This window comes from Mucilaginibacter lacusdianchii, from assembly GCF_009770985.1.
Lineage (GTDB): Bacteria > Bacteroidota > Bacteroidia > Sphingobacteriales > Sphingobacteriaceae > Mucilaginibacter > Mucilaginibacter lacusdianchii.
Window position 1 is genome coordinate 962,229 of the sequence record NZ_WSRW01000001.1, and the last position, 23,813, is coordinate 986,041.

The 23,813-nt window shown below is 43.0% G+C and carries 25 protein-coding genes; 12 read left to right on the forward strand and 13 right to left on the reverse strand.

The window, feature by feature from the left end:
• Nucleotides 1-96 precede the first annotated feature (96 nt).
• From GPM24_RS04340 to GPM24_RS04350, 3 genes are all read left to right on the forward strand, one after another.
• A complete protein-coding gene (locus tag GPM24_RS04340) occupies nucleotides 97-2,265 on the forward strand; it encodes a transglycosylase domain-containing protein (RefSeq protein WP_158825501.1) in 2,169 nt (722 codons plus the stop codon).
• Nucleotides 2,266-2,328: 63 nt separating this feature from the next.
• A complete protein-coding gene (locus GPM24_RS04345) occupies nucleotides 2,329-2,958 on the forward strand; it encodes an NAD(P)H-dependent oxidoreductase (protein WP_158825502.1) in 630 nt (209 codons plus the stop codon).
• A gap of 149 nt (nucleotides 2,959-3,107) precedes the next feature.
• Nucleotides 3,108-3,467, forward strand: coding sequence for a response regulator transcription factor (locus GPM24_RS04350; protein WP_158825503.1), 360 nt, complete (start codon nucleotides 3,108-3,110; stop codon nucleotides 3,465-3,467).
• Here GPM24_RS04350 and GPM24_RS04355 read toward each other — a convergent pair whose 3' ends face one another.
• A complete protein-coding gene (locus tag GPM24_RS04355) occupies nucleotides 3,468-3,932 on the reverse strand; it encodes a phosphatidylglycerophosphatase A family protein (protein ID WP_233268733.1) in 465 nt (154 codons plus the stop codon).
• A gap of 211 nt (nucleotides 3,933-4,143) precedes the next feature.
• Here GPM24_RS04355 and GPM24_RS04360 point away from each other — a divergent pair, with 211 nt between their 5' ends.
• Nucleotides 4,144-6,921 carry a glycoside hydrolase family 2 protein gene (locus GPM24_RS04360; protein WP_158825504.1) on the forward strand — a complete coding sequence of 926 codons (2,778 nt, stop codon included), beginning with the start codon at nucleotides 4,144-4,146 and terminating at the stop codon, nucleotides 6,919-6,921.
• Nucleotides 6,922-6,999: 78 nt separating this feature from the next.
• On the opposite strand, the gene GPM24_RS04365 is transcribed toward GPM24_RS04360, so the two are convergent.
• From GPM24_RS04365 to GPM24_RS04385, 5 genes are read right to left on the reverse strand one after another with little or no spacing between them, the layout of a single operon-like run.
• On the reverse strand, nucleotides 7,000-8,019 hold the full coding sequence (locus GPM24_RS04365; RefSeq protein ID WP_158825505.1) for an asparaginase: 1,020 nt from the start codon (nucleotides 8,017-8,019) through the stop codon (nucleotides 7,000-7,002).
• 55 nt (nucleotides 8,020-8,074) lie between these two features.
• Entirely contained in the window at nucleotides 8,075-8,842 is a 768-nt protein-coding gene (locus GPM24_RS04370) for a TatD family hydrolase (protein ID WP_158825506.1), read from the reverse strand.
• A gap of 51 nt (nucleotides 8,843-8,893) precedes the next feature.
• Nucleotides 8,894-9,877, reverse strand: a complete 984-nt coding sequence (locus tag GPM24_RS04375) for an FKBP-type peptidyl-prolyl cis-trans isomerase (RefSeq protein ID WP_158825507.1) — start codon at nucleotides 9,875-9,877, stop codon at nucleotides 8,894-8,896.
• A gap of 51 nt (nucleotides 9,878-9,928) precedes the next feature.
• Nucleotides 9,929-10,897, reverse strand: a complete 969-nt coding sequence (locus GPM24_RS04380) for an FKBP-type peptidyl-prolyl cis-trans isomerase (protein WP_158825508.1) — start codon at nucleotides 10,895-10,897, stop codon at nucleotides 9,929-9,931.
• Nucleotides 10,898-10,899: 2 nt separating this feature from the next.
• On the reverse strand, nucleotides 10,900-11,910 hold the full coding sequence (locus tag GPM24_RS04385) for a DHH family phosphoesterase (RefSeq protein WP_158825509.1): 1,011 nt from the start codon (nucleotides 11,908-11,910) through the stop codon (nucleotides 10,900-10,902).
• Between the two features lie 117 nt (nucleotides 11,911-12,027).
• Here GPM24_RS04385 and GPM24_RS04390 point away from each other — a divergent pair, with 117 nt between their 5' ends.
• Together GPM24_RS04390 and GPM24_RS04395 are read left to right on the forward strand one after the other, a co-directional pair.
• On the forward strand, nucleotides 12,028-12,447 hold the full coding sequence (locus tag GPM24_RS04390; RefSeq protein ID WP_158825510.1) for a nucleoside-diphosphate kinase: 420 nt from the start codon (nucleotides 12,028-12,030) through the stop codon (nucleotides 12,445-12,447).
• Between the two features lie 171 nt (nucleotides 12,448-12,618).
• Nucleotides 12,619-12,837, forward strand: a complete 219-nt coding sequence (locus GPM24_RS04395; RefSeq protein WP_158825511.1) for a hypothetical protein — start codon at nucleotides 12,619-12,621, stop codon at nucleotides 12,835-12,837.
• Here the strand turns inward: GPM24_RS04395 and GPM24_RS04400 are convergent.
• On the reverse strand, nucleotides 12,824-13,114 hold the full coding sequence (locus GPM24_RS04400; protein ID WP_158825512.1) for a DciA family protein: 291 nt from the start codon (nucleotides 13,112-13,114) through the stop codon (nucleotides 12,824-12,826). The genes GPM24_RS04395 and GPM24_RS04400 overlap by 14 nt on opposite strands.
• A complete protein-coding gene (recF, locus tag GPM24_RS04405; RefSeq protein WP_158825513.1) occupies nucleotides 13,095-14,207 on the reverse strand; it encodes a DNA replication/repair protein RecF in 1,113 nt (370 codons plus the stop codon). The genes GPM24_RS04400 and recF overlap by 20 nt, the downstream gene beginning before the upstream one ends.
• Nucleotides 14,208-14,347: 140 nt before the next feature.
• Here recF and GPM24_RS04410 point away from each other — a divergent pair, with 140 nt between their 5' ends.
• The 6 genes from GPM24_RS04410 to GPM24_RS04435 all read left to right on the forward strand — a co-directional run bounded on the left by GPM24_RS04410 (nucleotide 14,348) and on the right by GPM24_RS04435 (nucleotide 18,552).
• Nucleotides 14,348-15,025, forward strand: a complete 678-nt coding sequence (locus GPM24_RS04410; RefSeq protein WP_158825514.1) for a tetratricopeptide repeat protein — start codon at nucleotides 14,348-14,350, stop codon at nucleotides 15,023-15,025.
• Nucleotides 15,026-15,080: 55 nt separating this feature from the next.
• Complete coding sequence (gene ribH, locus GPM24_RS04415) at nucleotides 15,081-15,578, forward strand: 6,7-dimethyl-8-ribityllumazine synthase (protein WP_158825515.1); 498 nt, start codon at nucleotides 15,081-15,083, stop codon at nucleotides 15,576-15,578.
• A gap of 225 nt (nucleotides 15,579-15,803) precedes the next feature.
• The gene (gene ytxJ / locus GPM24_RS04420; RefSeq protein ID WP_158825516.1) at nucleotides 15,804-16,133 is read left to right on the forward strand and encodes a bacillithiol system redox-active protein YtxJ; all 330 of its coding nucleotides are present in this window, start codon (nucleotides 15,804-15,806) and stop codon (nucleotides 16,131-16,133) included.
• 126 nt (nucleotides 16,134-16,259) lie between these two features.
• Nucleotides 16,260-17,138: a lipoyl synthase gene (gene lipA / locus GPM24_RS04425; RefSeq protein ID WP_158825517.1), complete on the forward strand. Its 879-nt coding sequence runs from the start codon at nucleotides 16,260-16,262 to the stop codon at nucleotides 17,136-17,138.
• A 32-nt stretch (nucleotides 17,139-17,170) separates the two neighbouring features.
• Nucleotides 17,171-17,722, forward strand: a complete 552-nt coding sequence (locus GPM24_RS04430) for an RNA polymerase sigma factor (RefSeq protein ID WP_158825518.1) — start codon at nucleotides 17,171-17,173, stop codon at nucleotides 17,720-17,722.
• A 2-nt stretch (nucleotides 17,723-17,724) separates the two neighbouring features.
• On the forward strand, nucleotides 17,725-18,552 hold the full coding sequence (locus GPM24_RS04435; protein ID WP_158825519.1) for an anti-sigma factor: 828 nt from the start codon (nucleotides 17,725-17,727) through the stop codon (nucleotides 18,550-18,552).
• A 2-nt stretch (nucleotides 18,553-18,554) separates the two neighbouring features.
• On the opposite strand, the gene GPM24_RS04440 is transcribed toward GPM24_RS04435, so the two are convergent.
• From GPM24_RS04440 to GPM24_RS04460, 5 genes are all read right to left on the reverse strand, one after another.
• Nucleotides 18,555-19,145, reverse strand: coding sequence for a pyridoxamine 5'-phosphate oxidase family protein (locus GPM24_RS04440; RefSeq protein ID WP_158825520.1), 591 nt, complete (start codon nucleotides 19,143-19,145; stop codon nucleotides 18,555-18,557).
• 152 nt (nucleotides 19,146-19,297) lie between these two features.
• On the reverse strand, nucleotides 19,298-20,803 hold the full coding sequence (locus GPM24_RS04445) for an NAD(P)H-hydrate dehydratase (RefSeq protein ID WP_158825521.1): 1,506 nt from the start codon (nucleotides 20,801-20,803) through the stop codon (nucleotides 19,298-19,300).
• A gap of 129 nt (nucleotides 20,804-20,932) precedes the next feature.
• Entirely contained in the window at nucleotides 20,933-22,183 is a 1,251-nt protein-coding gene (locus tag GPM24_RS04450) for a sulfate adenylyltransferase subunit 1 (RefSeq protein ID WP_158825522.1), read from the reverse strand.
• A gap of 1 nt (nucleotide 22,184) precedes the next feature.
• Nucleotides 22,185-23,090 (reverse strand): sulfate adenylyltransferase subunit CysD, encoded by a 906-nt coding sequence (gene cysD, locus GPM24_RS04455; protein ID WP_158825523.1) that lies wholly within the window; start codon nucleotides 23,088-23,090, stop codon nucleotides 22,185-22,187.
• Nucleotides 23,087-23,812, reverse strand: coding sequence for a phosphoadenylyl-sulfate reductase (locus GPM24_RS04460; RefSeq protein ID WP_158825524.1), 726 nt, complete (start codon nucleotides 23,810-23,812; stop codon nucleotides 23,087-23,089). Before GPM24_RS04460 ends, cysD begins: the two co-directional genes overlap by 4 nt.
• Nucleotide 23,813 lies beyond the last annotated feature (1 nt).

Consider the following 23,813-nt stretch of genomic DNA (forward strand, 5'->3'; position numbering starts at 1 on the left):
TACAAAAACAGGCGCGCAATGCTTTTGTTAGAGAAATAATTTACTTTGCGGAAACGTTTTATAGCCGATAAGATTTAGTTTTGGAGAAATTTACACATGCATCGCCTTAATCCTAAGTATATACGTATTGCCAGTATCGTCCTGGGCATTCTTCTCTTGATTACTCTTATTGGTGGCTATCTGGCTTATTCTAAACGCGAAGCCATATTGCAGTCGGCCATTAACAAAGCTAAAGCAAAAGCGAAAGCGGAGTATAATTTAGATGTAAAAATAGGTCAAGCTCATTTTACAGGTCTAAGCACCGTGGCTTTCAGTAATATAAGTGTAGTGCCCGAGCAGCGCGACAGCCTGTTGAGTATTCGCTATTTTGTGATAAGCGTTAAGCTGATGCCGCTTATTATTGGGGATATTAAACTGGCTGATGTAGGTTTGCACGACGGGCATTTAAACCTGGTGAGCAAAAACGGTGTGCGCAATTTCGATTTCTTGTTTAAAAAGAAGAAGAACAGTAATAAAAAATCAACAACAGGATTGAATGATTTGGCCGATAACCTGATTAACCAGGTGCTTTATAAAATTCCGGACAATTTAAACCTGACTAATTTCAATACTACTTTTACCGACGACAGCAATCAGGTAAAGTTATTTACGCGCTCGGCTATTATTAAAGATGGCGATTTGATGTCGACCATTGTAGTGAACGATAATTATGCCACTTGGCACCTGGCCGGCAAGCTAAACCCTTCTGATAAAGAGATTGACGTAAAGCTGTATGCCCAGGGCCGCAAATTTGAACTGCCTTTTCTGGAAAGCAAATTTAAGCTGAAGCTGAACTTTGACACATTAACCACCCGGCTAAATAAAGTAGAGCACGGTAACGACGAAACACAGATATACACCTACTTAGCCGTTCGCAACCTGCTTATCAATCACCCGGCTCTTTCCGACAGCAATGTAACTGTACCGGTAGGGTCTATTGATGCCAACCTGTTTGTAGGTGGCCGTTATGTTTCGTTGGATAGTTCGTCGGTTATCCACTTAAAAAAGATTACTGCGCATCCATATGTGAAATATACCATGCGCCCTACCAAAATATTTGCGGTTAAAATGCATACCGACTGGTTGCCAGCGCAAGATGTATTTGACTCCTTTCCGCAAGGCTTATTTACTACGCTTGAAGGTATAAAGGTAACCGGTAAAGTACGCTATAACCTGCATCTATTTTTAGATACTTCGCGCCCCGATGACGTACAGTTTGAATCGGGCATGGCGCAGCAGGGCTTCCGGATTGTGCAGTTTGGAAAGACTGATTTTGATAAGCTAAACAAGCCCTTTACTTATGTGCCATATGAAAAGGGCAAGCCCATGCCGGCACGTTTTATTGGGCCAAGCAACCCGAACTTCACCCCTATTGATCAAATAGCACCAGAACTGCAACATGCAGTAATGACAGCCGAGGATCCATCTTTTTATACCCACCACGGCTTTGTTCAGGAATCGTTGCGCAGATCAATTGCTACCAACTTAAAAGAGAAGAAGTTTAAGCGTGGTGGCAGTACCATATCTATGCAGCTGGTGAAAAACACTTTTTTAAGCCGTAAAAAAACGCTGGTGCGCAAGGTGGAAGAAGCTATTATTGTATGGATGATAGAAAACACCCGTTTGATGAGCAAAAGACGCATGCTGGAGGTGTACTTTAACATCATTGAATGGGGCCGCAATATTTATGGCATTGGTGAGGCATCTCACTTCTATTTCGGGAAATCACCATCCGATTTAACTATTGGCGAAAGTATATATCTGGCTAGCATAGTACCTAACCCTAAAGCAGGCTTATATGCCTTTGAGCCCGATGGCACGCTACGCTACCGTTTACATGGTTATTTCAGGCTGATAGGCAACCTGATGGCCAGCCGAGGCTGGGCGCAACGCGATACTAACGCTTATGGGTTTTACAACGTACGCCTGCGCGAAGGACTAAGGCAACGCATAGCGCCTGTTGATACAGCCGTGGCCGACAGCATACTGGCCAACCCCGATGCTGCAGAGGGTGATGAACAAGTAGTACCGCCAGGTGTTACCGAAGCGCCTAAAGAACCCGGATTTTTCCAGCGTTTGTTTGGAAAGAAAGACACCTCTAAAGTGCAAGCATCTCCCGACGACTCGGCCAAAGCTAATCGTAAACGCGAACGTGAAGCCCGCAGAGAACAAAAGCGCTTAGAGAAAGAACGCCTGAAAGCTTTGCATGACAGAGGTTTAGGTTAAACTTGACACACCCGTTACACAATTACATGTTTAAACATGTAATTTTACATCAAAAATAATTCTATGTCACTAAAACAATCGCTAGAGTGGCGTTACGCTACCAAAAAATTTGATGCTAACAAAAAGCTAAGCAATGAGCAGTTAAACGAATTACTGGAAACTGTACGTTTATCCCCATCGTCATACGGCTTACAACATTATGAAATATTGGTTGTAGAAAATGCCGCTGTTCGCGAGCAATTACGCGAAGCCGCTTACGGGCAAACTCAGTTGACTGATGCTTCACAAATAATTGTGTTTGCTGCCGAAACAGAAATCAACGAAGCGTATGTAGAAAAATATGTTGATGAAGTAGCCCGCGTGCGTGGTGTAGAGCGTGAACAACTACGTCCGTTTGAAGAAAGTATGTTGGGTGCTGTTGGTCGTTACACTGAGGATCAAAAGATTGCCTGGGCACATAAACAAGCTTACATTGCCTTAGGCGTTTTAATGAGTGCTGCATCTGAAATGGGCATTGACAACTGCCCGATGGAAGGCTTTAACGCTGGTAAGTTTGATGAAATATTAGGCTTGAAAGAAAAAGGTTTAACTACTTCAGTAATTGCTTGTATAGGTTTCCGTGCAGAAGATGATGCTTATGCTCATTTTGCTAAAGTGCGTAAGCCAGCCGATGACTTATTTATCCGCATATAATTATTAAACTATTTGTACTTAAAAGCCGCTTGCGTTAAACTAGCGGCTTTTTTGTTAAAAATAATATTTTACATATCACTTATTTCACATAAATTAACCCGCTTGCTTTCGAGTGGCATATTGATTGCTTATACTTATTTATATTTGCTATGATAAAGAAGATATTAGTTGTGGATGATGACGCCGGTATACGCGATGCTATAGAAACGGTGTTAACCGAGTATGATTACGAGGTGCAAACCCTTGCTCGTGCAGAAGAAGTTTTTAAAACTATTAAAGCGTACCAGCCCGATTTAATTTTACTGGATATTATGCTGGGCGGTTTGGACGGCACTGTAATATGCTCGGCACTAAAAGCCATGCCCGAAACCAGCCACATTCCTGTTATCCTGATATCGGCACATTACCAGTTTGCGTCATCTTCATACGACAAGGCCGACGGTTTTATACCTAAACCGTTTGATATTAGTTATCTGCTGGAAAAAATTGAGACGCAGTTAGCCGCATAATTAAGCCCAATGATATTGGTTGTTTAATACCACTAATACCTGCATACAAATATTAGCATAAACACCCGCCAGCACATCATCCATCATTACCCCGGTACCTGCCGGCAACTTCTCCATCCTGCGGATATACAACGGCTTCAGGATATCAAAAAAACGAAAAAAAATCAGTGCGGCTATTAAAAAAACGGGAGTTATAGGCACAAATAACAGGGCTATCATTTGGCCGGACACCTCATCTATCACTACCCGGTAGCTATCTTCCCCCCAATCGGGCTCCACCTGGTTCCCTACATAAATACCAATAAGCGTTATTATCCCTGCTAGCACCGGCAACATCCAGGTACTGTCTAATAAGTGTCCGTTTTGCAGTAAGTATATTAATATACAAGTAACTATCGCTGCAATGGTACCGCCACCTTTTATGTAACCAATCCCGAACCAGGATGCAATAAGTTTATGAATCACGATCTATTTTATTGAAGGTGCTAAGTTCAGAATTTTTTTATTGACTATACAAAATAGTGCAGATGAATGAATCGCCGTTAAAAAAATATCCACCAAGAAACAAGGAGTAGTAGTTAAAAACAGTATTAAACCAAAAAAGCTTTGCAATAATATAGCCACCACAAAAACCTGTCTTCATAAGCTTTGTATCGATATATTATTAGTTTTGTTTATGAAGAAAATGTTACGTGCTACCGCACTGACCGCATTAGTTGCATTAGCGCTTCCAACTTACCTGAAAGCGCAAAGCGGCACAGTGAAACAGGTGCAGCTTTCACAGTTCCAACTACAGTCATCTGCTATTGTTAAAACCGGCGGACAGCAATTATCCAGCAAAAGCTATCGCTCAACCGGCAAATGGTATCCCGTACGAGTACCATCAACTGTATTAACAGGTTTGGTAGCTAACAAGGTTTATCCTGACCCTTACCAGGCACTGAACAACATGCGCATTCCAGATGCATCAGACGAGTTTAATAAGCAATATGATTTAAATAAATTCAGCCACTTGCCCGGTAAAGTTAACCCTTGGGAAAAGCCTTACTGGTACCGCACTACCTTCAATGTGCCTGCAGCTGATAAGGGCAAGATATTCCAACTCATATTTAAAGGTATAAATTACCGGGCCGAAGTTTGGCTGAACGGCAAACGCATTGCCGATTCGACCCAAATGGCTGGTATGTTTGCCGAATACAGTTTGAAGGTATCTAAACAAATTGTAGCCGGCGGACAAAACGTGCTGGCCGTAAAAATTTATCCATTAGATTATCCTGGTTTACCTGATAAAGAACAATTAGAGGCTTTGGGTTCATTCTTTTTGAACGGTGGCCCAACCGGCGACATTGGTAAAAACGTAACCATGCTATGTTCTGTGGGCTGGGATTGGATGCCGCCCGTGCGCGACCGAAACATGGGTATTTGGCAACCGGTTTACTTGCGTACCACAGGTGCAGTAACTATTGGTCGCCCAAAGTTGGTGACCGACTTAGCGCTACCTGATACCAGTACTGCTAGCGTTTCTTTAAATTTAACGCTATCTAATCATAGTGCTACAACCACTAAAGGTAAATTAACGGTAAGTATCAAACCTGAAAATTTTACCGGTGCCGCAGTACAATTTAGCCGCCCAATTGATGTCAATCCGGGCGAAGCCAAAGATGTTAAACTAACTCCCGCGCAAGTAAGCGAATTATACCTGCGCAATCCTAAATTATGGTGGCCCAATGGCTATGGCCGTGCCAACCTGTACCGTATCCGTTTACAATATGCCAATGGCAATAGCATTACTGATGACACGACTTTTGTATTTGGTGTACGCAAGGTAAGCAGCCGTGCAACTGATGTAAATGGCTTTACCCGCCGCGAGTTTTATGTAAATGGCAAACGCGTTCACTTGAACGGCGGTGCCTGGGTACCCGATATGATGGTAAACCGCGATTCGGCACGGTATGATTATGAATTACACCTGTGCCGCAATGCCAATGTAAACTTGGTTCGTATTTGGGGTGGTGGCGTTACCCCTCCCGATCATTTTTGGAATGCTTGTGATAAATATGGCTTGATGGTATGGTCGGATTTCTGGATTACCGGTGATACCCAAGGGGAATTTAAAGGCTCGCCCGATTATCCGTTGGAAGGTAATGTGTTTACCCGCAATGTCATCAGCACCATCTATCGTATCCGTAACCACCCAAGCTTACTGGTATGGACCGGCGGCAACGAAGGCCATGCCCGTAAAGAGTTGTACGATGTGATGCGCAATAGTATTATCACACTTGACGGTACTCGCCCATTCATTCCAAGTTCATCGGGTTTTGCCAAATTGCCTGCTGGATGGGAAGGTTCATGGCCTGACAACAAGCCTAGTGGCGTTTACAGCGGCGGCCCTTATGCTTGGAAAGATCCGAAAGAATATTATAAACTGGCCGATGCCGGTAAAGACTGGGTATTTAAAGATGAAACCGGTATACCGTCGCAGCCGCCATACAATACTTTAGCTAAAAACATTCCGGATACTACCTGGGATAAAAGCCTACCGTTTCCGTTAAACCATATGTGGGGCTACCACGATGCCGCCACCGGTGCAGGCAAATATGATGAGTATTATAAAGATATGGTAAGCCGTTATGGCAAGCCTAGTACCCGTCGCGATTTCTCAAATAAAATGCAGTTGATGAATGCAACCGGCTATCAGGGCATTTTTGAAGCCGCCGGTCATAAACTGACTGAAACCGGCGGGGTAATGCTATGGAAATTAAATGCTGCCTTCCCAAGCGTTATCTGGCAAATATATGACTGGTACCTGCAACCTAATGCCGGTTTCTATGCCATGCAAAATGCCGTGGAACCAGTTCATATTCAATTTAACTTAAACGACTCCACTGTAGCTGTATTGAACCGCACTCATAAACCAACCGGTACTTTAATGTTGCAGGCAGATGTTTACGACATCCATACCAAGCGGGTATTCCACCAGGAAGCAACCGCCAACTTTACAGATGAAGGTGTGAAAAATGTTATTCCTTTGGCTTATGTGCTGAAACCATTAAAAGAGCTAAGTTTTGTGGTATTAAATTTGAAACACACCAAAGGCAATATCATCTCCCGCAACGCTTACTGGACAGCGCCTGGTAATGATTATACCGCATTGAACACCATGCCCAAAGCCCAGTTACAAACCGCATTAGTTAAAACTACTAAAGGCAAAACTGAAAACAGCTGGACTATCAAGATCACTAACACTAGTAATCAGCTGGCATTTTTTGTGCGCCCGCAATTAGTAATAAAAAACGATGAGGTGCGACCAAGTTACTGGACTGCCAGTTATATTACCCTTGCGCCTAAAGAAACCACTACATTAACGGTAAGTGCCCCGGTAGCGAAAATCGGCAACCAAACACCAATTATTACAGTTGGCGGTTGGAATGTAAGCCAACAAGTAGTTAGATAAGTTACCGAAAAACGAATATAAAAAAGGCTGGTACTATGATACCAGCCTTTTTTATTAGATGAAGTTTGTAATCCTTTTTTAAGATACCGTTAGCTCGCCACGAATATCTGTTTCAATCCATCTCCGTACCTCATTCGGATCATCGAACATGTTGAGCAGGTACATAGTTTTGGTAACAGCGGCCTCAAAAGTCATGTCGTAACCATTGGCTACGCCGATATCTTTTAACTGTTTACTGGTTTCATATCGGCCCAGCTCTACGGTACCTACTTTACATTGCGAAATATCGACAATTACCTTTCCGCTATCAATAGCGCCTTTTAACAGGTCGGTAAACCACTGGTCGGTTGTAGTATTGCCCGAACCAAAAGTTTCCATCACAATGCCACGCACGTCGGAATTAACAATGGTTTCTACCACTTTTGGACTAATGCCCGGATAAAGCTTCAATACCGCAATATCATTTTGCATGCCCTTATGCACAATCAGCGGATCATCGCCTGGCTGGCGAATATCATTGATACTAAAGCGAAGATGCACGCCTGACTCGGCCAGCACCGGATAGTTTGGCGAGCGGAAAGCTTCGAATTTAGAAGAATTATATTTGAACGCACGGTTACCGCGGAAGAGCTTGTAATCAAAATAAATACAAACTTCGGGCACGCGCACTTTATCGTTCTTTTTGGCTTTGGCAATTTCAATAGCCGTCATCAGGTTTTCTTTGGCATCCGTACGGATAGCGCTGATGGGTAATTGGGATCCGGTGAAGATAACCGGCTTGGCTAAATTTTCGAGCATAAAGCTTAAAGCTGATGCCGAAAAGGCCATTGTATCCGATCCGTGTAAAACCACAAAACCGTCTACTTCGTCATAATTACTTTCTATTAATCCAGCTAAACGTCCCCATATCTCCGGACTCATATTAGATGAATCAATAACTTCGTCGAAAGAGTGTACTTTGATACGGCAATTAAGGCGTTCCAGCTCCGGAACGTTTTCCATAATCTGATCAAAGTTGATAGGTACGAGCGCTTTAGTTTTGGGATCGCTCATCATACCGATTGTCCCCCCGGTATAAATGATCAGTATCTGGCACATGTATTATATAATTGGTTAAGCTATAAATTAAAAATCGTGTTTATCAGGTTTGTGCTTATACGCCAAAAACCAGCTTAGAGTTTGCAGTAGTTATGCGGGCCACCTCTTCCAAACTGGTTTGATGCAAATCGGCTACTTTTTGCGCGATGTGTACCAAATACGAGCTTTCGTTAGGCTTTCCGCGATAAGGCACAGGCGTAAGATAAGGAGAATCTGTTTCTAAAACCAGATGCTTTAAATCAATTTGCTGTACTACTTTATCCAAACCAGCATTTTTATAGGTAACTACCCCGCCAATGCCCAGCACAAAACCTAAATCAATTACCTGTTGGGCTTGCTCCAGCGTACCCGAAAAGCAATGGAATATGCCTCGCAGCTTTTCATCTTGTTCTTGCTGTAATATTTCATACACCTCGGTAAAAGCTTCGCGGCAATGTATTACGATAGGTAAATCGGCTGCCTTAGCCCAGGCTATTTGCTGCCTGAAAGCCTGCTGCTGCTCGGCAATAAAGGTTTTATCCCAATACAGGTCAATACCTATCTCACCAATGGCGTATACCTTAGTACGCTGCAAAGCTGCATATATTGTGTCTAGCTCTTGCTGCCAGCTTTCTTTAACATCACAAGGATGTAACCCCAACATGGCAAAACAGTTTTGCGGATAAGTATTAACCATGCCCTCAATCAGGGCTATCGTGCCCGAATCTACATTCGGTAAAAACAGGCGGCTTACCCCGTTATCTAGGCAGCGTTGCATCAGTTCAGCTTTCTTTGCCGGGTCAGATTCATAATACTGGTGGGTATGTGTGTCGGTTAGTACCATGCTGCGAAAATAAAAAGCCTTCTGTTGCTGGCAGAAGGCTTTTTGATAAAATTATTTATGTGTGACTTTCTTTTTCACCGGCGCTTTGCGCACAACCTTTTTAGTGGCCGGCTTTGCAGTTTTAGCTACCGCTTTATTCATGGGTTTAACTTTCACTACTTCTACATCAAAAACCAGCGAACTGAACGGCGGTATACTACCATCGGGCGTACCACGCTCGCCATAAGCCAATTTGTACGGAATAATGAATGTTGCTTTAGAACCTTCATTCAGCAACTGTAAACCTTCATCCCAGCCGGGTATAACCTGCCCCATGCCAACGGCCAGCGCAATAGGTTCATATTTACGACCAGCCTGATATACGCCCGATGTTTTGGCAACCGGCTCTACACTGGTATCAAACACGGTACCGTTCAGCAATTTGCCGGTATAGTTTACCCACACACTGTCGCCAGCCATAGGTTTACGGCCAGCCGAAGCACGGGTAACTACGTATTGCAAACCGGTAGTGGTGGTTTTAGGTGCCAGTTTGTTATCGGCAATGTATTTAAGTCGTGATGTTGAATCATTGCCACGCATTTTTGCCATGGCGGCATTGTTTTCGGCAATTACCTCGTTAAGGGTTTGTACTCTTTCAATTTTTACCACAAAATTCAAAAAGCTTCCCTTTGGAAAAAATGGCGGGCGACGGTCTTCCTGTTTGGCAAACAAGCTATCAGCGGGTATCCTGATCAGCGCACTGTCTTTTACGCTTAACTGCGGAAAAACCTCCATTAAATCCATCACATTTTGTGACGGGCGCACTTTGGTTTGCGCCGGCCGACCAGCTTGGTACGAACTTTCCAACACCGAATCTTTATCAGTTTTTACAGTGAACTGGAAAGTAATGATATCATCCTGCTTGATTTTGGCACCGTTGCCATGAGTAATAATGCGATAACGGGCACCTTTAGGTGTCTGTGCAAAATCTGTTTGTGCTTTTGCGCTCAGCGCTACAGCAGAAAACAAGATTACAGAAGCAATTAGTTTATTCATATTGTATCAGTAAAAAGGCCTTCTGTAGTAATGCAGAAGGCCTTATCAGTATTATTGCTGAGGCGCGGCCTGCGGCAGTTGTGGCGCTGCAGGTTTTGGCGCATTAGGGTTAGCATGGATAATGTCAACCAACTCAATATCAAAAGCAATTGGCGCAAACGGCGGAATTGTGTTTGGCGCACCACGCTCGCCATAAGCCAGCTTAGATGGAATAACCAACGTAGCTTTTGAACCTTTGTTCAGCAACTGCACACCTTCATCCCAACCCGGAATTACCGCACCGGCACCTACCGCAATGTGAATTGGGCCGTAAGGACGCATTGGGTTGAAAATTTTGTTTTTCTGAGCCACGTCTTTAACGCTGCTATCAAACACTTTTCCGGTTAATAACTGGCCAGTATAATTAATTACCGCGCTATCGCCAGGCATAATTTTAGGACCAGAACCTTGTGTTTTGATCTCGTACATTAAGCCAGAAGCGGTTTTAGTCAGTTTCAAACCTTTATCAGATGCGTATTTAGCCATTTTACCTGACTCAGCATTTTTCATACGGGTTTTCTCAGCGGTAAAGTAATCAGTAATACGGCCTTGAAACACCTCATTGCTCAGTTTTCCTTTAGCAATTACTTTAGCTACTTTAACTTCATAAATTACATATTTGCCTTTGAAGTTTGGTGGACGCTGGCCCATGTGTGCAAACATAGTATCGGCACTGATTTTAAAGGTAGCGCTATCGCCTTCGCTCAGCATCGCTATACCTGAATAAATATCACCTTTATATTGCGGCTTAGGCATCAGGCTTGGGCTTGCTTGTCCGTTATCGTAAGTATTGATCAATACCGAATCTGCATCGTTTTTAGCAATCAGGTTAACGGCTACAAAGTCGCCTTCTTTAACAGTAGGGCCTTCTTTATCTTCATGGATGCTGTACAGCATGCCGCCTTCACCTTTTTTAAGTCCACTGTTGCAACTGGCCAGTCCAATAGCCGCAACAGCCAAAAACATTAAGTTTTTTTTCATTTTTACTGTATTAATAGTGTTTTATATTCGGGTAATATGTCTTTAAATTTCTGTACGGTTTCCTGCAAGCCTGCGTCCGAATGTCCACCGGCCGCATTGCGGTGACCGCCACCGTTAAAATAGCGCTTGCAAATATCGTTAGCCGGAAACTCACCTTTTGAACGCAACGAAAGTTTTACGCGATCGGGCCGCTCTACAAAAAAGCCGGCCAGCCGTATACCTGTTATAGAAAGTGCATAATTTACAATTCCTTCGGTATCGCCGGTAATTACTTCATACTTTTTCAGTTCTTCGTGCGTAACGGTAATGATAGCGGTATTGTATTCAGGCAGCACTTCCAGCTTATTAGCTAAGCAGTGGCCTAAAAAGCGTAAACGCATTTCGGACGAATTATTGTATACCAACTCGTGAATACGCCAGTTTACAGCGCCGGCATCAATCAAATCGGCTACAATACGGTGCACGGCTGATGTGGTGTTGGGCAGACGAAACGATGCCGAATCAGTCATGATACCAGTGTAAAGACAGGTAGCTACATCAGCATTAATCAGATCAGGTCGATTAAGCTCTGTAGCGATGAAAGTGTACACCAATTGCGCAGTAGCACAGGCATTGATGTTCCAATAGCGGTAATCGTCAAAATCCTCTGGCTCCAGGTGATGGTCAATCATCACTTTAACGGCACTGCTTTGACGCACCAGTTCGCCCATTTGGTTAATACGGCTCAGGTTGTTAAAATCCAGGCAAAAAATTATGTCAGCCCCGGCTACCAGGCTGGCAGCCTGCTCTGTTTGCTCGGTATAAATAAGCACTTCCTCGTTTCCGGGCATCCAAGCCAAAAATTCAGGATAATCAGTAGGTGCAATCACTTTGGCGTGATGGCCCTGCTGAATCAGGTAGTTATATAAACCCAATGATGATCCCAATGCATCGCCATCTGGCTTATGATGCGTGGTAATTACTATTTTTTGGGGCTGGTTTAATAACTGATTAAGCGCGGCTGTATCTAACATCAACTAAAAAAAGAAGTGGCAAATTTAATTAAATTACTGAAATACAAATCATGTAATTTCTGTAAAAAGCTTTAAGTTTCAGTAACAAAACTTATTTTTGCGGCAACTTTAAGAAAAATGGAAACCAACAAAACTTTTACCATGATTAAGCCTGATGCTGTTGCCAACGGCCACATCGGTGCAATACTTGACCACATCACTAAAGGCGGGTTCAAAATCACGGCTCTGAAATACACTTATTTAAGCCCAGAAAAAGCCGGCGAATTTTATGCAGTGCATAAAGAGCGTCCTTTTTACGCTGATTTGGTTAAATTCATGTCATCAGGTCCTATTGTGGCAGCTATACTGGAAAAAGAAAATGCAGTAGCTGATTTTCGTACACTGATTGGTGCTACTGACCCAAGCAAAGCTGAGGCAGGCACTATCCGTGCGCTGTTTGCCAAATCAATTGACGCAAACGCCGTTCACGGTTCAGATTCTGACGAGAATGCAGCTATCGAAGGCAGCTTCTTCTTCTCAGCTTTCGAAAAATTCTAATTGTAACTTCTTTGATGTCAGAAGCAGTGTCACTTAGCTGGACTTAGCTGTTTCTGGCATCTTTTAGCTTTAGCGCAAGCCATTTTTAGCCTATAGATAATTTTGAGCGCTTTTTGCTCTAAAACTGGCTTAATATTTTATCTCCACTAGCTAATAAGGTATATTAGCTATATGAAACCCGCGTTAAAGTATTTCTTATATTCCGTTACTATCGTATTATTCGTTTTAGGCAGCTTTGCTTTAATTAAAGCACACCCCGAAGTGCAATTCGTTTTTTATATTCCCGGCGTTTTAATTGTTTTATATGCCGTAATATATGATGATCTGTTTGCCAGGCCACATCATTTGAGCGCTTTGCGGGCTATGCGTGCTCACGTTAAAGAAAAATAATTTCCTCAACCAATTTATCGCCGGCTTCAGCGTTTATTTTTTCGATGATTTGCGAACGCATCATCAGCAGCTCGTTTTTAACAATAGACGACTCGATACGCAGAAACATCTTTTTGTTGCTGATGAAAAGCTCGCTGGTACGGTTAGCTACAGGTTTGCCCACAATATCGGGCCAGGCGGCTATGATACCTGTTTCATCAAACCGGCGTTTAATTTTATAAACGTTGAGCATTTGCTCAATAGCTTCTTTCATGGTCTTATCGTTCGGCTTGCGCATCTACTTCCCCTCCGGTTACTTTAAATAATTTTACGTCTACTTGTATCTGGTTAAATATGGTTTCTACCCTGCTGATGCTGGCATCGGTAATAAACACCTGCCCAAACTCATGGGCCGATACCATTTGCATCAGTTTAGTAATACGCCTTTCATCTAATTTATCAAAAATATCATCCAGCAACAACAGCGGCTTAAATCCCTTTTGCTGTTGCAAATAACTGTATTGCGCCAGCTTCAAAGCAATCAAAAAAGATTTTTGCTGCCCTTGCGAACCAAACTTTTTAAGCGGCATACCGTGGATGCTGAATACCAGATCATCGCGGTGTATACCAGCGGTGGTACGCTCCAGCACACGGTCTTTTTCAGTAGTTTTAGTCAACCATGACGCAAAGCTACCTTGCAGCAACTGCGATTCATAAACCAGTTCTACGCGCTCGGCTTCTTCGGTAATAAATTGGTAGTATTTATTAAAAGTACCGGTAAAACTTTCCATAAAAGCCCGGCGCTTTTCAAATATTACATTGCCTGATGCTACTAGCTGTTCATCCAGCACCTCCAGCAATCCGGGATCAAAGCGACCGGTATCAGCAATACTTTTAAGCAGGGCGTTACGGTTGCCTAGTATCTTATTATAAGCAATCAGCTCGTCGAGGTAATGATTATCGGTTTGCGAGATTACGTTATCGATAAACTTACGCCGCTCTTCGCTACCCTCCATGATAATGCTTACATCGTACGGAGATACCATTACTAGCGGGAACAGACCAATATGGTCGGCCAGGCGCTGATATTCTTTTTTATTACGCTTAAAAATCTTTTTCTGGGCACGCTTTACGGAACACGCTACTGTTTCACGAACGTCGTTTTTATCAAACGTACCGTTGAGAATAAAAAAGTCGGTCCCCTGCTTTATCTGCTGACTATCTACCGTATTAAAATAGCTTTTGCACAGCGACAGATAGTGTATAGCATCCAACAAATTGGTTTTGCCTGCGCCATTATTACCGGTAAAGGCGTTTACGCCATCGCTAAAAACCAGTTCGGCCTCGGTGTAATTTTTAAAATTGATAATGGATAGCTGTTGCAGATACATAAAGCGGGTTCAAAGTTAGCACTTAGCGGCGTGCATTTATTAACATTGTGAATTTAAAAGCAGCCGAAATATTTTAAAATTTTACAATTGTTAAAACATTTTGAAAATTGTATTTTTGCAAACTTAATTTTAGCATGGAAATGTCAAAGACAGAGGAGAATACAAAAGTTGCAGCCGAGCAAAAGATTTATGGGCAAACAGGCGGCTTTGTAAAAGAGAACCAAAAAAGCCTTTTATTTATTGGTGCGGCCATTGTTGCACTTGTAGTAATCTATATTGCTTACCAGAAACTTTACTTGGCTCCGCGCGAAGTTGAAGCAGCCGACCAGATGCATGTTGCGCAGGAATCGTGGAAAAATAAGGATTGGGATAAAGCATTAAAAGGCGACGGCAGCTACCCTGGCTTTGAAACCATCATTGATAAATACAGCAATACCAAAGCTGCAAACCTGGCTTACTATTATGCCGGTACTGCTTACCTGAATAAAGGCGAGTACCGTAAAGCTATTGAAAACCTGACCAACTACCGCGGCGATGATAATATGGTTGCGGCAGAAGCATTAGGCAGCACCGGTGATGCCTATGTAGAATTAAAAGACTACGATAAAGCGGAAACCTACTTTAAAAAAGCGGTAGATAAAGCACAAAATAAATTCCTTTCTCCGTTTTACCTGAAAAAATTAGGACTGGTTTACGAGGCCAGGAAGGACAACAAATCGGCCGCCGAAAGCTACAAGAAAATAAAGGATGAATATCCGGAAAGTGCCGAAGCACAAAACATTGACGAATACATTTCACGTGCAGAAGCCAGCCTATAAAAGCTGGCTTTTGCCTTTTTATAATACTTGCCTCTTATAAAACTTTTAACACATTATGGCTACCCAACTTAAAAACCTTTCCGACTTTTCGAATACTACCATACCAGATGCTGCACCTTACCGCTTTGGCATTGTTGTAGCCGAGTGGAATGCCAAAATTACCGGCGCACTATACGAAGGTGCTTACCAAAGCCTGGTTGATAACGGTGTACTGGTTGATAACATTTTTACCTATAGCGTAGCCGGCAGCTACGAATTAATTTCAGCAGCTGATATTTTATTGAAACATAAAGAACTGGATGCCGTAATATGCCTTGGTTGCGTGATACAAGGTGAAACCAGGCATTTTGATTTTATTTGCCAGGCTGTTGCCAATGGAATAAGCAATGTTTCGTTAAAATACGAGAAACCCGTTATCTTTGGTGTGTTAACCACTGATAATGAGCAACAAGCAATAGACAGAGCCGGAGGGAAGCATGGGAACAAAGGAGTTGAAGCTGCTGTTACTGCAATCAAGATGGCTGACTTTGCAAAACAATTGAAATTGAGTTAAAGAAGAGAAAACAGCATCAAGTATTAACAACAGATGAAAAAAGTGATTTACATTGGTTTGGTAGCCGCACTGCTTAGCAGCTTTGCATCATGTTCTAACAAACTGTGCCCGGCTTACGGCTCTTACCCTCGCCGCGGACGCTAATTAAAGTGTCATTTTATAAAATCAGCAAAACCTATCTCAATCGTTAAGTGTAATTTTGGGATATAACTTTGTATTTTTTATATGAATTGGACCGCATTAAATTCGGCAGATCAGTTAAGTGAGATTAAACAACAACCGGGCTATAGCTTAATTTTTAAGCACAGCACCCGTTGCTCAATCAGTATGATGGCTAAACGCCGCTTTGAGTTGGATTGGGATAAACTGCCTGCCGATATGCCCTTATACTTTTTGGACCTGATCAAGAACCGCGATCTGTCAAACCAGATTGCCAGTGATTTTCAGGTACACCATGAATCACCACAATTGCTGCTGATTAAAGACGGTGAGTGCGTATTAGACCAATCGCACGGCGCTATTTCGGTTGAAGAAACGCTGGAAGTAATAGCTTAATCTTTTAGAGCCAGGCACCAAGAGCCAAGACTGACTTGGACAGTTTGTACATGATTGTAATGTAAAAAGTCTTGACTCCTGGCGCTTGTTTCTTGGTTCTACTTTTAAAATACCTATTTTTGTATCATGATAGATTTGCCGGTAATTCCCGCTAACCAGGTTCAGCGTAAGCCTGATTGGTTAAGGGTAAAACTTCCTGTGGGTAAAGAATATGCACATGTGCGCAGTTTGGTGGATACCCACAAGCTACACACTATATGCGAGAGTGGTAATTGCCCTAACATGGGCGAGTGCTGGGGGGCCGGTACGGCAACTTTCATGATTTTGGGTAACATCTGTACGCGCTCCTGCTCATTCTGTGCGGTGGCCACCGGCCGCCCGCTGGCCGTAGATATGGACGAGCCTAACCGCGTGGCTACCTCGGTAAAATTGATGCAGGTAAAACACTGCGTAATTACCTCGGTTGACCGTGACGACCTGAAAGATGGCGGTTCTACCATTTGGGCCGAAACCATCAATGCTATCCGCCGCGAAAGCCCGGAAACTACTTTAGAAACTTTATTGCCCGACTTTAAAGGCAATTGGGACAACCTGGCCCGCGTATTAGCTGTACGCCCCGAAGTAGTTTCACATAACCTGGAAACCGTACGCCGCCTTACACGTGAGGTACGTATCCAAGCCAAATACGATCGTAGTTTGGAATGCTTAAAGCATATTTCAGAATCGGGTTTACGCACTAAATCGGGCATTATGCTGGGTTTAGGCGAGCGCGAAGAGGATGTGCTGGAAGCTATGCAAGACTTGCTGAATGCAGGCGTGCATATTTTAACACTAGGTCAATACCTGCAACCAACCCGCAACCACCATCCGGTGATTGACTGGATTACGCCCGATCAGTTTAACTATTACAAAGAAGTTGGCTTAAACATGGGCTTTAAATATGTAGAAAGCGGTCCGCTGGTACGTTCTTCGTATCATGCTGAAAAACACTTATTTGAAATATAAGTTGTAACATAATATTCTATATATTTACAACGTTGGCTAAGAAGCATAAAATAAACCTTTCGGAAGATGAACTGATATCAGCTTTGCGCCGTCATGAAAAAGTGGCGGCCGAAGCCTTGTATGATATGTATTCGGCCTCGTTATACGGCGTTATTTTCCGTATTGTGAATGACACCACTACCGCCGAAGACGTACTGCAAGAGGTATTCGTAAAAATATGGAATTCTGCCGGCTCATACAGTGCCGACAAAGGCCGCTTGTTTACCTGGATGCTTAACATCGCCCGAAATTTGGCCATCGATAAAATTCGTTCCAAGGATTTTAAGAACCAGTTTAAAAACCAGGAGCTTGAAAATAACGTAGGTTATATTGACCTGCATAACAGTACTGTTTACAAACCTGAGTTGCTGGGCGTAAAAGATTTGGTTGAAACGCTTAGACCCGAGCAAAAATCAATATTGGATTTAATATATTTTAAAGGCTATACCCATACCGAAGCAGCAGAAGAACTGGGAATACCTTTAGGCACTATCAAAACCCGTTTACGTACAGCCATATTGCAGTTAAGGAAACATTTTAATTGAGCGTGGAAGATATTAAGGCATATATTGAATCAGGGGTGTTGGAGCTTTATGTTCTGGGCGATTTAAGCGCAGAAGAAAGAGCAGATGTGGAGGCTATGGCTTTAAAATATCCGGAGGTAAAAGCAGAACTACAGGATATAGAACAAGCCGCCCAGTTATATGCCGATGTACACGATATTGAAACAGGTGATGATCTTCGCAACCGGGTACTGAACAGCCTAATGACTAATTTAGGCGATGACCGTAATTTTACCAAAGGCCATTATGGCCAGCCAGAAACGCCAGTACATTCTATAACTGGGCAGGCTACTCCTACTACCAGTGTTTTTTATAAATATGCTTTTGCGGCCAGTTTGCTGCTGCTATGCTTGTGCGGCGGTGCTTTAGCTATCGTTTCAAAACGTTTACAAAGCGCTAATCAACAACTGGTAACCTACCAATTGCAAAATCAAAAATTTAGTAAGCAGGTAAAATATATGGATCAGGAAATATCTGTTTTCCGCGATCCGTCTTTTCAGTTTATTAAGCTTAAAGGTAATACGTCATCCAACAGTTTAACCGTAGCCTGGAGCCCTAAACGCAAAAAGGTAATGGTAGATATGACCAGTGCTGCATTACCGGCTACTGATAAAAACCACCAATATCAGCTTTGGGCTATTGCCAATGGCAAGCCAGTTGACTTAGGCATGATTGATGCAACTAAAGCCGACTCTGCCGATATGATGGAAATGAAACCAGCCGAGCAGGCACAAGCCTTTGCGGTTACTTTAGAGCCCAAAGGCGGCAGTGCCAAACCTACCACTCCACCGCTGGTTATTGCATCACTGTAATTTTAAGGGATAAGCCAAGTGCCTTGCCAAGCGCCGCTAGGCTGTAAGGTAAACTGTGCCCGCCGGTTACCTGTAGGGCTTAGTTTTAGATATTCCATTTGTTTTACATCAATAACTACTACCGCAAAATTTTCATAACCGTCTGGTGTATCACCATTACTTTGTGGGCTTGCTAAATATGACAGGCCGTCGTCTGGCTGTTCAATAGCTGTTGAAGGTGCCGGTTTTGCTAAATAGGACTTCTGCCCTTTGTAGCCCTCAACTTTCCAATTATGCTGTGCTACTTCATCTCGGTAATGAATGGTAGCCACGCCTTTGAAAATGAGCTGTATTTGGGTAGCCGGATTATAACCGCAAACAGTTAAACGATTATGACTACTTATTTGACTAACCTTTGGCGAACGGTAATCAGTGAAAAACACAAGTTGTTGCTCGTTAAAACCTATTTTTCTGAGCACTACAGTGTAAGCGTTGACATATTCATCTGCAATATGCGAGATAGTTATATTACGAAATGCTGAGTTGATGTGACCATTGCCATTAGTTAACCCATTCCAGCTATTTGCCAGTATCTGATACATACTTTTATCCATTAGCATATACTTTTTATAAATTTCACAAGACCATTAAATAATTGTAACGTTTTCACCAAAACTGCATCTTAATGATAATTAACAAGTATTAGTGTTCTTTATAAGGTCAGTTAATATAAAAAACGGTTGTTCGGATACTTGCAACCGTTTTTTTATGCAGTAAGCTTAGCCATTGTAGCAGGTAACTTAGCTGCCACCTGACCCGGCAACACTACATGCAGGCGGTTAGGTAAAGCCAATTCGTCACCCGCCTTGCCGTGTATATAAATACCTGCCAAACAAGCTTCAACCGGCGAATACTTTTGTGATAATAATGACGTGATAATGCCGGTCAGCACATCGCCCATACCGCCGGTGGCCATAGCGGCATTACTTGTTGAATTAAAATACAATTTACCATCGGGTGTACCTGTAATAGTATAATCATTCTTCAGCACAATATAAATGTTCAGTTCTTTAGCTTTTTGCTGCAAGGTTTGCAAACGTTGCCACCAATTGGTATGATCGCCAAACAAGCGGTCGAACTCTTTCATGTGCGGTGTAATAATACTGCCTGCTGGCAGTTGTCTCACTAACTCATGATGCTGAGATAATAAGTTCAGTGCATCCGCATCCAGTACCAGCGGCTTATTATAATTTACCAAAATATCAGTTAATAAAGCCAAAGCATTTTCGTCTTTACCTAAACCGGGGCCTATACCTATAGCGCTGAACTTTTCATAGTCTATATCAGGTAAATCATTGCCTTGACGAACGATAGCCATTACCTCTGCTTGATAGCTGTTTAAGGCCGTTAAACCAGCTTCAGGTATACAAGCTGTTGTTAACCCGGCACCTGCATATACACAAGCTGATGAGCACAACAGTGCGGCTCCCATGGTTTGCGCTTGGCCAGCTACCATTAGCGCATGGCCAAATGTACCTTTGTTACTGAATTTATGCCGGGGCTTTAAAATAGCTTTAATATCCTTTTCTTCAACAAACTGGTAAGGCGAGCTGAGCGACTGTATATAACCCTCATTCAATCCGATATTTACTACCTCCCAACAATTTATAAACGCACCCGATTCGGGCAGTAAAAAGTTAAGCTTCGGTTGCTGAAAGGTAATTACCAAATCAGCCCTTAATACGGTTGCCTCTTTATCTACATCGCCTTCGGTTAATAGTCCGGTTGGTACATCAACAGCCACTACCGTTTTGTTGAGCATATTCAAATGCTTTACCAATTTTTCGTAATCACCACTTAAAGGTTTATTAAGGCCGCTGCCCAATAAGGCATCAATCAATATGCTGCTATCTTCGGGCGGAAAGCTTTCGTCTTTGTTGATTTCCAACAACGGAACTTCAGTTTGTTGCAGGAGTTGAAAGTTAGTGTTAAAATCGTCAGTTGCTTTATTTGAGAAACGGGCTACTTTCACATTCAACTGGCCATAGCCATGCCCGTTTAAAATGCGCGCTATAGCCAAGCCGTCTCCCCCATTATTTCCTGTGCCGCAATACACTGATATGGCCTGCCTTTTGTCTGGAAAATGATTAATAAACCAGCTCACAAAAGCTTTAGAAGCCCGTTCCATTAAATCAATTGAAGTGATAGGCTCATGTGCTATGGCATGAGCATCAACCTCGTGTATCTGTGCTGAGGTAAGTAAGGGAATCATATACAGATTTAAAGGAAAATAAACAGGTAATTGTTTACAATTTGCATTATTTACAAATATCTACCAACAAAAATAGCGGCAGGTTTAAAACCTCCGCTATTTAAATAAGCTTATTATAACGCTATAATATTAATCAGCAATAGCGCGGAACATCAATGCCCCTACCGTAACATTAGTACGACTGTCAATTAAGATAGCACCTCCGTTGGCTTTATTGTTTTGATAAAGGTCAAAAGCCAGTGGATCTGCCGTTTTGATGATGATGCATCCGATATCGTTCAGTTTAAAATCTTCGTCGTAAGTTTTTTCGAGCGTATTGATATTAAATTTATACAACACTTCCTGAATGCGGCAGCGGGTTAACTTGCTGTTGTGCTGTATAAAGTAGGTATGCGAGGTATCCAGCGCGCGGGTATCCATCCAGCATAAATCGGCTTCTACTAGCTGTGATACCTGCGGTTGTCCTTTGCTGCTCACCAGTACATCACCCCGACTGATATCAATATCATCCTGCAGGTGTACAGTTACCGACATACCCGCAGTTGCTTCCTCAAATTCTTTATCTAATAATTCAATTTTAGTAACGGTTGAGCTAAAGCCCGATGGTAACACCGTTATCTGATCGTTCACTTTAAAGCTGCCGCTGACCACTTTACCTGCATAGCCACGGTAATCGTGCAGTTCTTCGGTTTGCGGGCGTACCACCCATTGTACAGGCATACGGGCATGTGAGGCGGTATCATCAACCGTAAGTTCTACCGTTTCTAAATGATCCAGCAAACTTTTGCCACTGTACCAACCCATATTTTCCGAACGGTTTACAATGTTATCACCTTTCAGGGCGCTTACTGGGATAAAAGTTACATTAGTTAAATTTACCTTTGCAGCTAAAGCTTGGTAATCGGCAACAATCTGGTTAAAGGTAGCTTCATTGTAACCTACCATATCCATTTTGTTAACGCAAACCACTACCTGTGGCAATCCCAACAGCGATACTAAAAACGAGTGACGTATAGTTTGCTCAATCACACCCTTACGGGCGTCAATTAAAATAATGGCCAGATTAGAGTTAGACGCTCCGGTAACCATGTTGCGGGTATACTGAATATGTCCCGGCGCATCGGCAATGATAAACTTGCGTTTATCGGTCTGGAAATATTTATAGGCAACGTCTATAGTTATACCCTGCTCGCGTTCGGCTTTCAAACCGTCAGTCAGGATAGCCAAGTCGATGGTGCCATCATCGTTTTTGCGATTTGAGCGTTGCAATGCTTCCAGCTGATCAGCCAGAATAGATTCGCTATCGTATAACAGGCGGCCAATGAGGGTACTCTTGCCATCGTCAACACTACCGGCGGTAATAAACTTTAAAATTTCCATATTAAAAATAGCCTCCTTTCTTGCGGTCTTCCATAGCAGCCTCGGATACTTTATCGTCCATACGGGCACCACGTTCGCTTATTTTGGAGGTACTAATCTCGTCTATAATATCATCAATCAAAAATGCCTCGGATGCTACAGCAGCTGTACAGGTCATATCGCCCACGGTACGGAAACGTACGGTACGGCGTTCTACCACATCCTCCTCGTCCATATTCAGGAACTCGGCGGCAGCCATCAACTGGCCATTGCGGGTAATGACATCACGCTGGTGTGCGAAGTAGATAGAGGGCAGGGCAATGTTTTCGCGGCGGATATAGTTCCAAACATCCAGCTCGGTCCAGTTACTGATGGGGAATACCCGTACGTTTTCGCCTTTGTGAATTTTACCGTTATAGATATTCCATAACTCAGGGCGCTGACGTTTAGGGTCCCACTGGCCAAATTCATCACGTACCGAAAAGATACGCTCTTTGGCGCGGGCTTTTTCCTCATCGCGACGGGCACCGCCTATACAAGCGTCAAACTCATAATGGGCAATGGTATCCAGCAAAGTAACTGTTTGCAGCGCATTACGACTGGCATTCTTGCCTTTCTGCTCTACTACTTTACCTTGGTCAATAGAATCCTGCACATGGCCTACAATCAGCTTTTCGCCCAGGCGGGCAATCATCTCGTCGCGGTATTGTATCGTTTCCGGAAAGTTATGCCCGGTGTCAATATGCACTAATGGAAACGGGAATTTACCCGGACGAAAAGCCTTTTCAGCCAAACGCACCAGGGTAATAGAATCTTTACCACCCGAAAACAAAAGCGCAGGCCGTTCAAACTGCCCGGCTACTTCACGCAAAATATGTATGGCTTCCGCCTCCAGCTCATCCAGGTAATCTAGCTGATGTTTACTCATTTTTCTGTTATAATCTCTTGAACACTATGTAAACCACACTCCTTTTTCGATTGGTCTTCCCACCACCAGCGGCCGGCTCTAAAATCTTCGCCGGGCTGTACGGCACGGGTACACGGTGCACACCCAATGCTTGGAAAACCTTTATCGTGTAAAGGATTGTAAGGTATATTGTTTGTTTTGATATAATTCTTCACTTCATCAAGCGACCAGCTATAAATAGGATGATACTTGATAATCTGGTTACCTTCATCCCATTCTATATTATCCATATACTGGCGATTGGCCGATTGTTCGGCACGAATACCGGTAATCCAAACGGTATTACCTGCCAACGCACGCTTTAACGGTTCAATTTTACGAATGCCGCAGCACTCCTTCCGGTTTTCAACCGACTCATAAAAGCTGCTTGGCCCTTTTTTGCTCACCATTTCCTGCACCAGTTCGGTTTTTGGATAGTAAGCATAAACAGGCTGACCGTACATTTCCATAGTACGGTTCCAAACATAATACGTTTCCGGAAAAATACGGCCGGTTTCTAAGGTAAATACTTTGATAGGCAGTTTCTGGCTAAAAATCATGTGGGTAATCACCTGATCTTCCCAGCCAAAACTGGTAGAGAAAACCACCTGATCGGGAAACTTATTAGCCAGCCAGGCCAACGCGCTGCCCGGTGCCATACCGGTAATCTCGGGTTGTATATCGTTAATTACTTTACTGTTCATT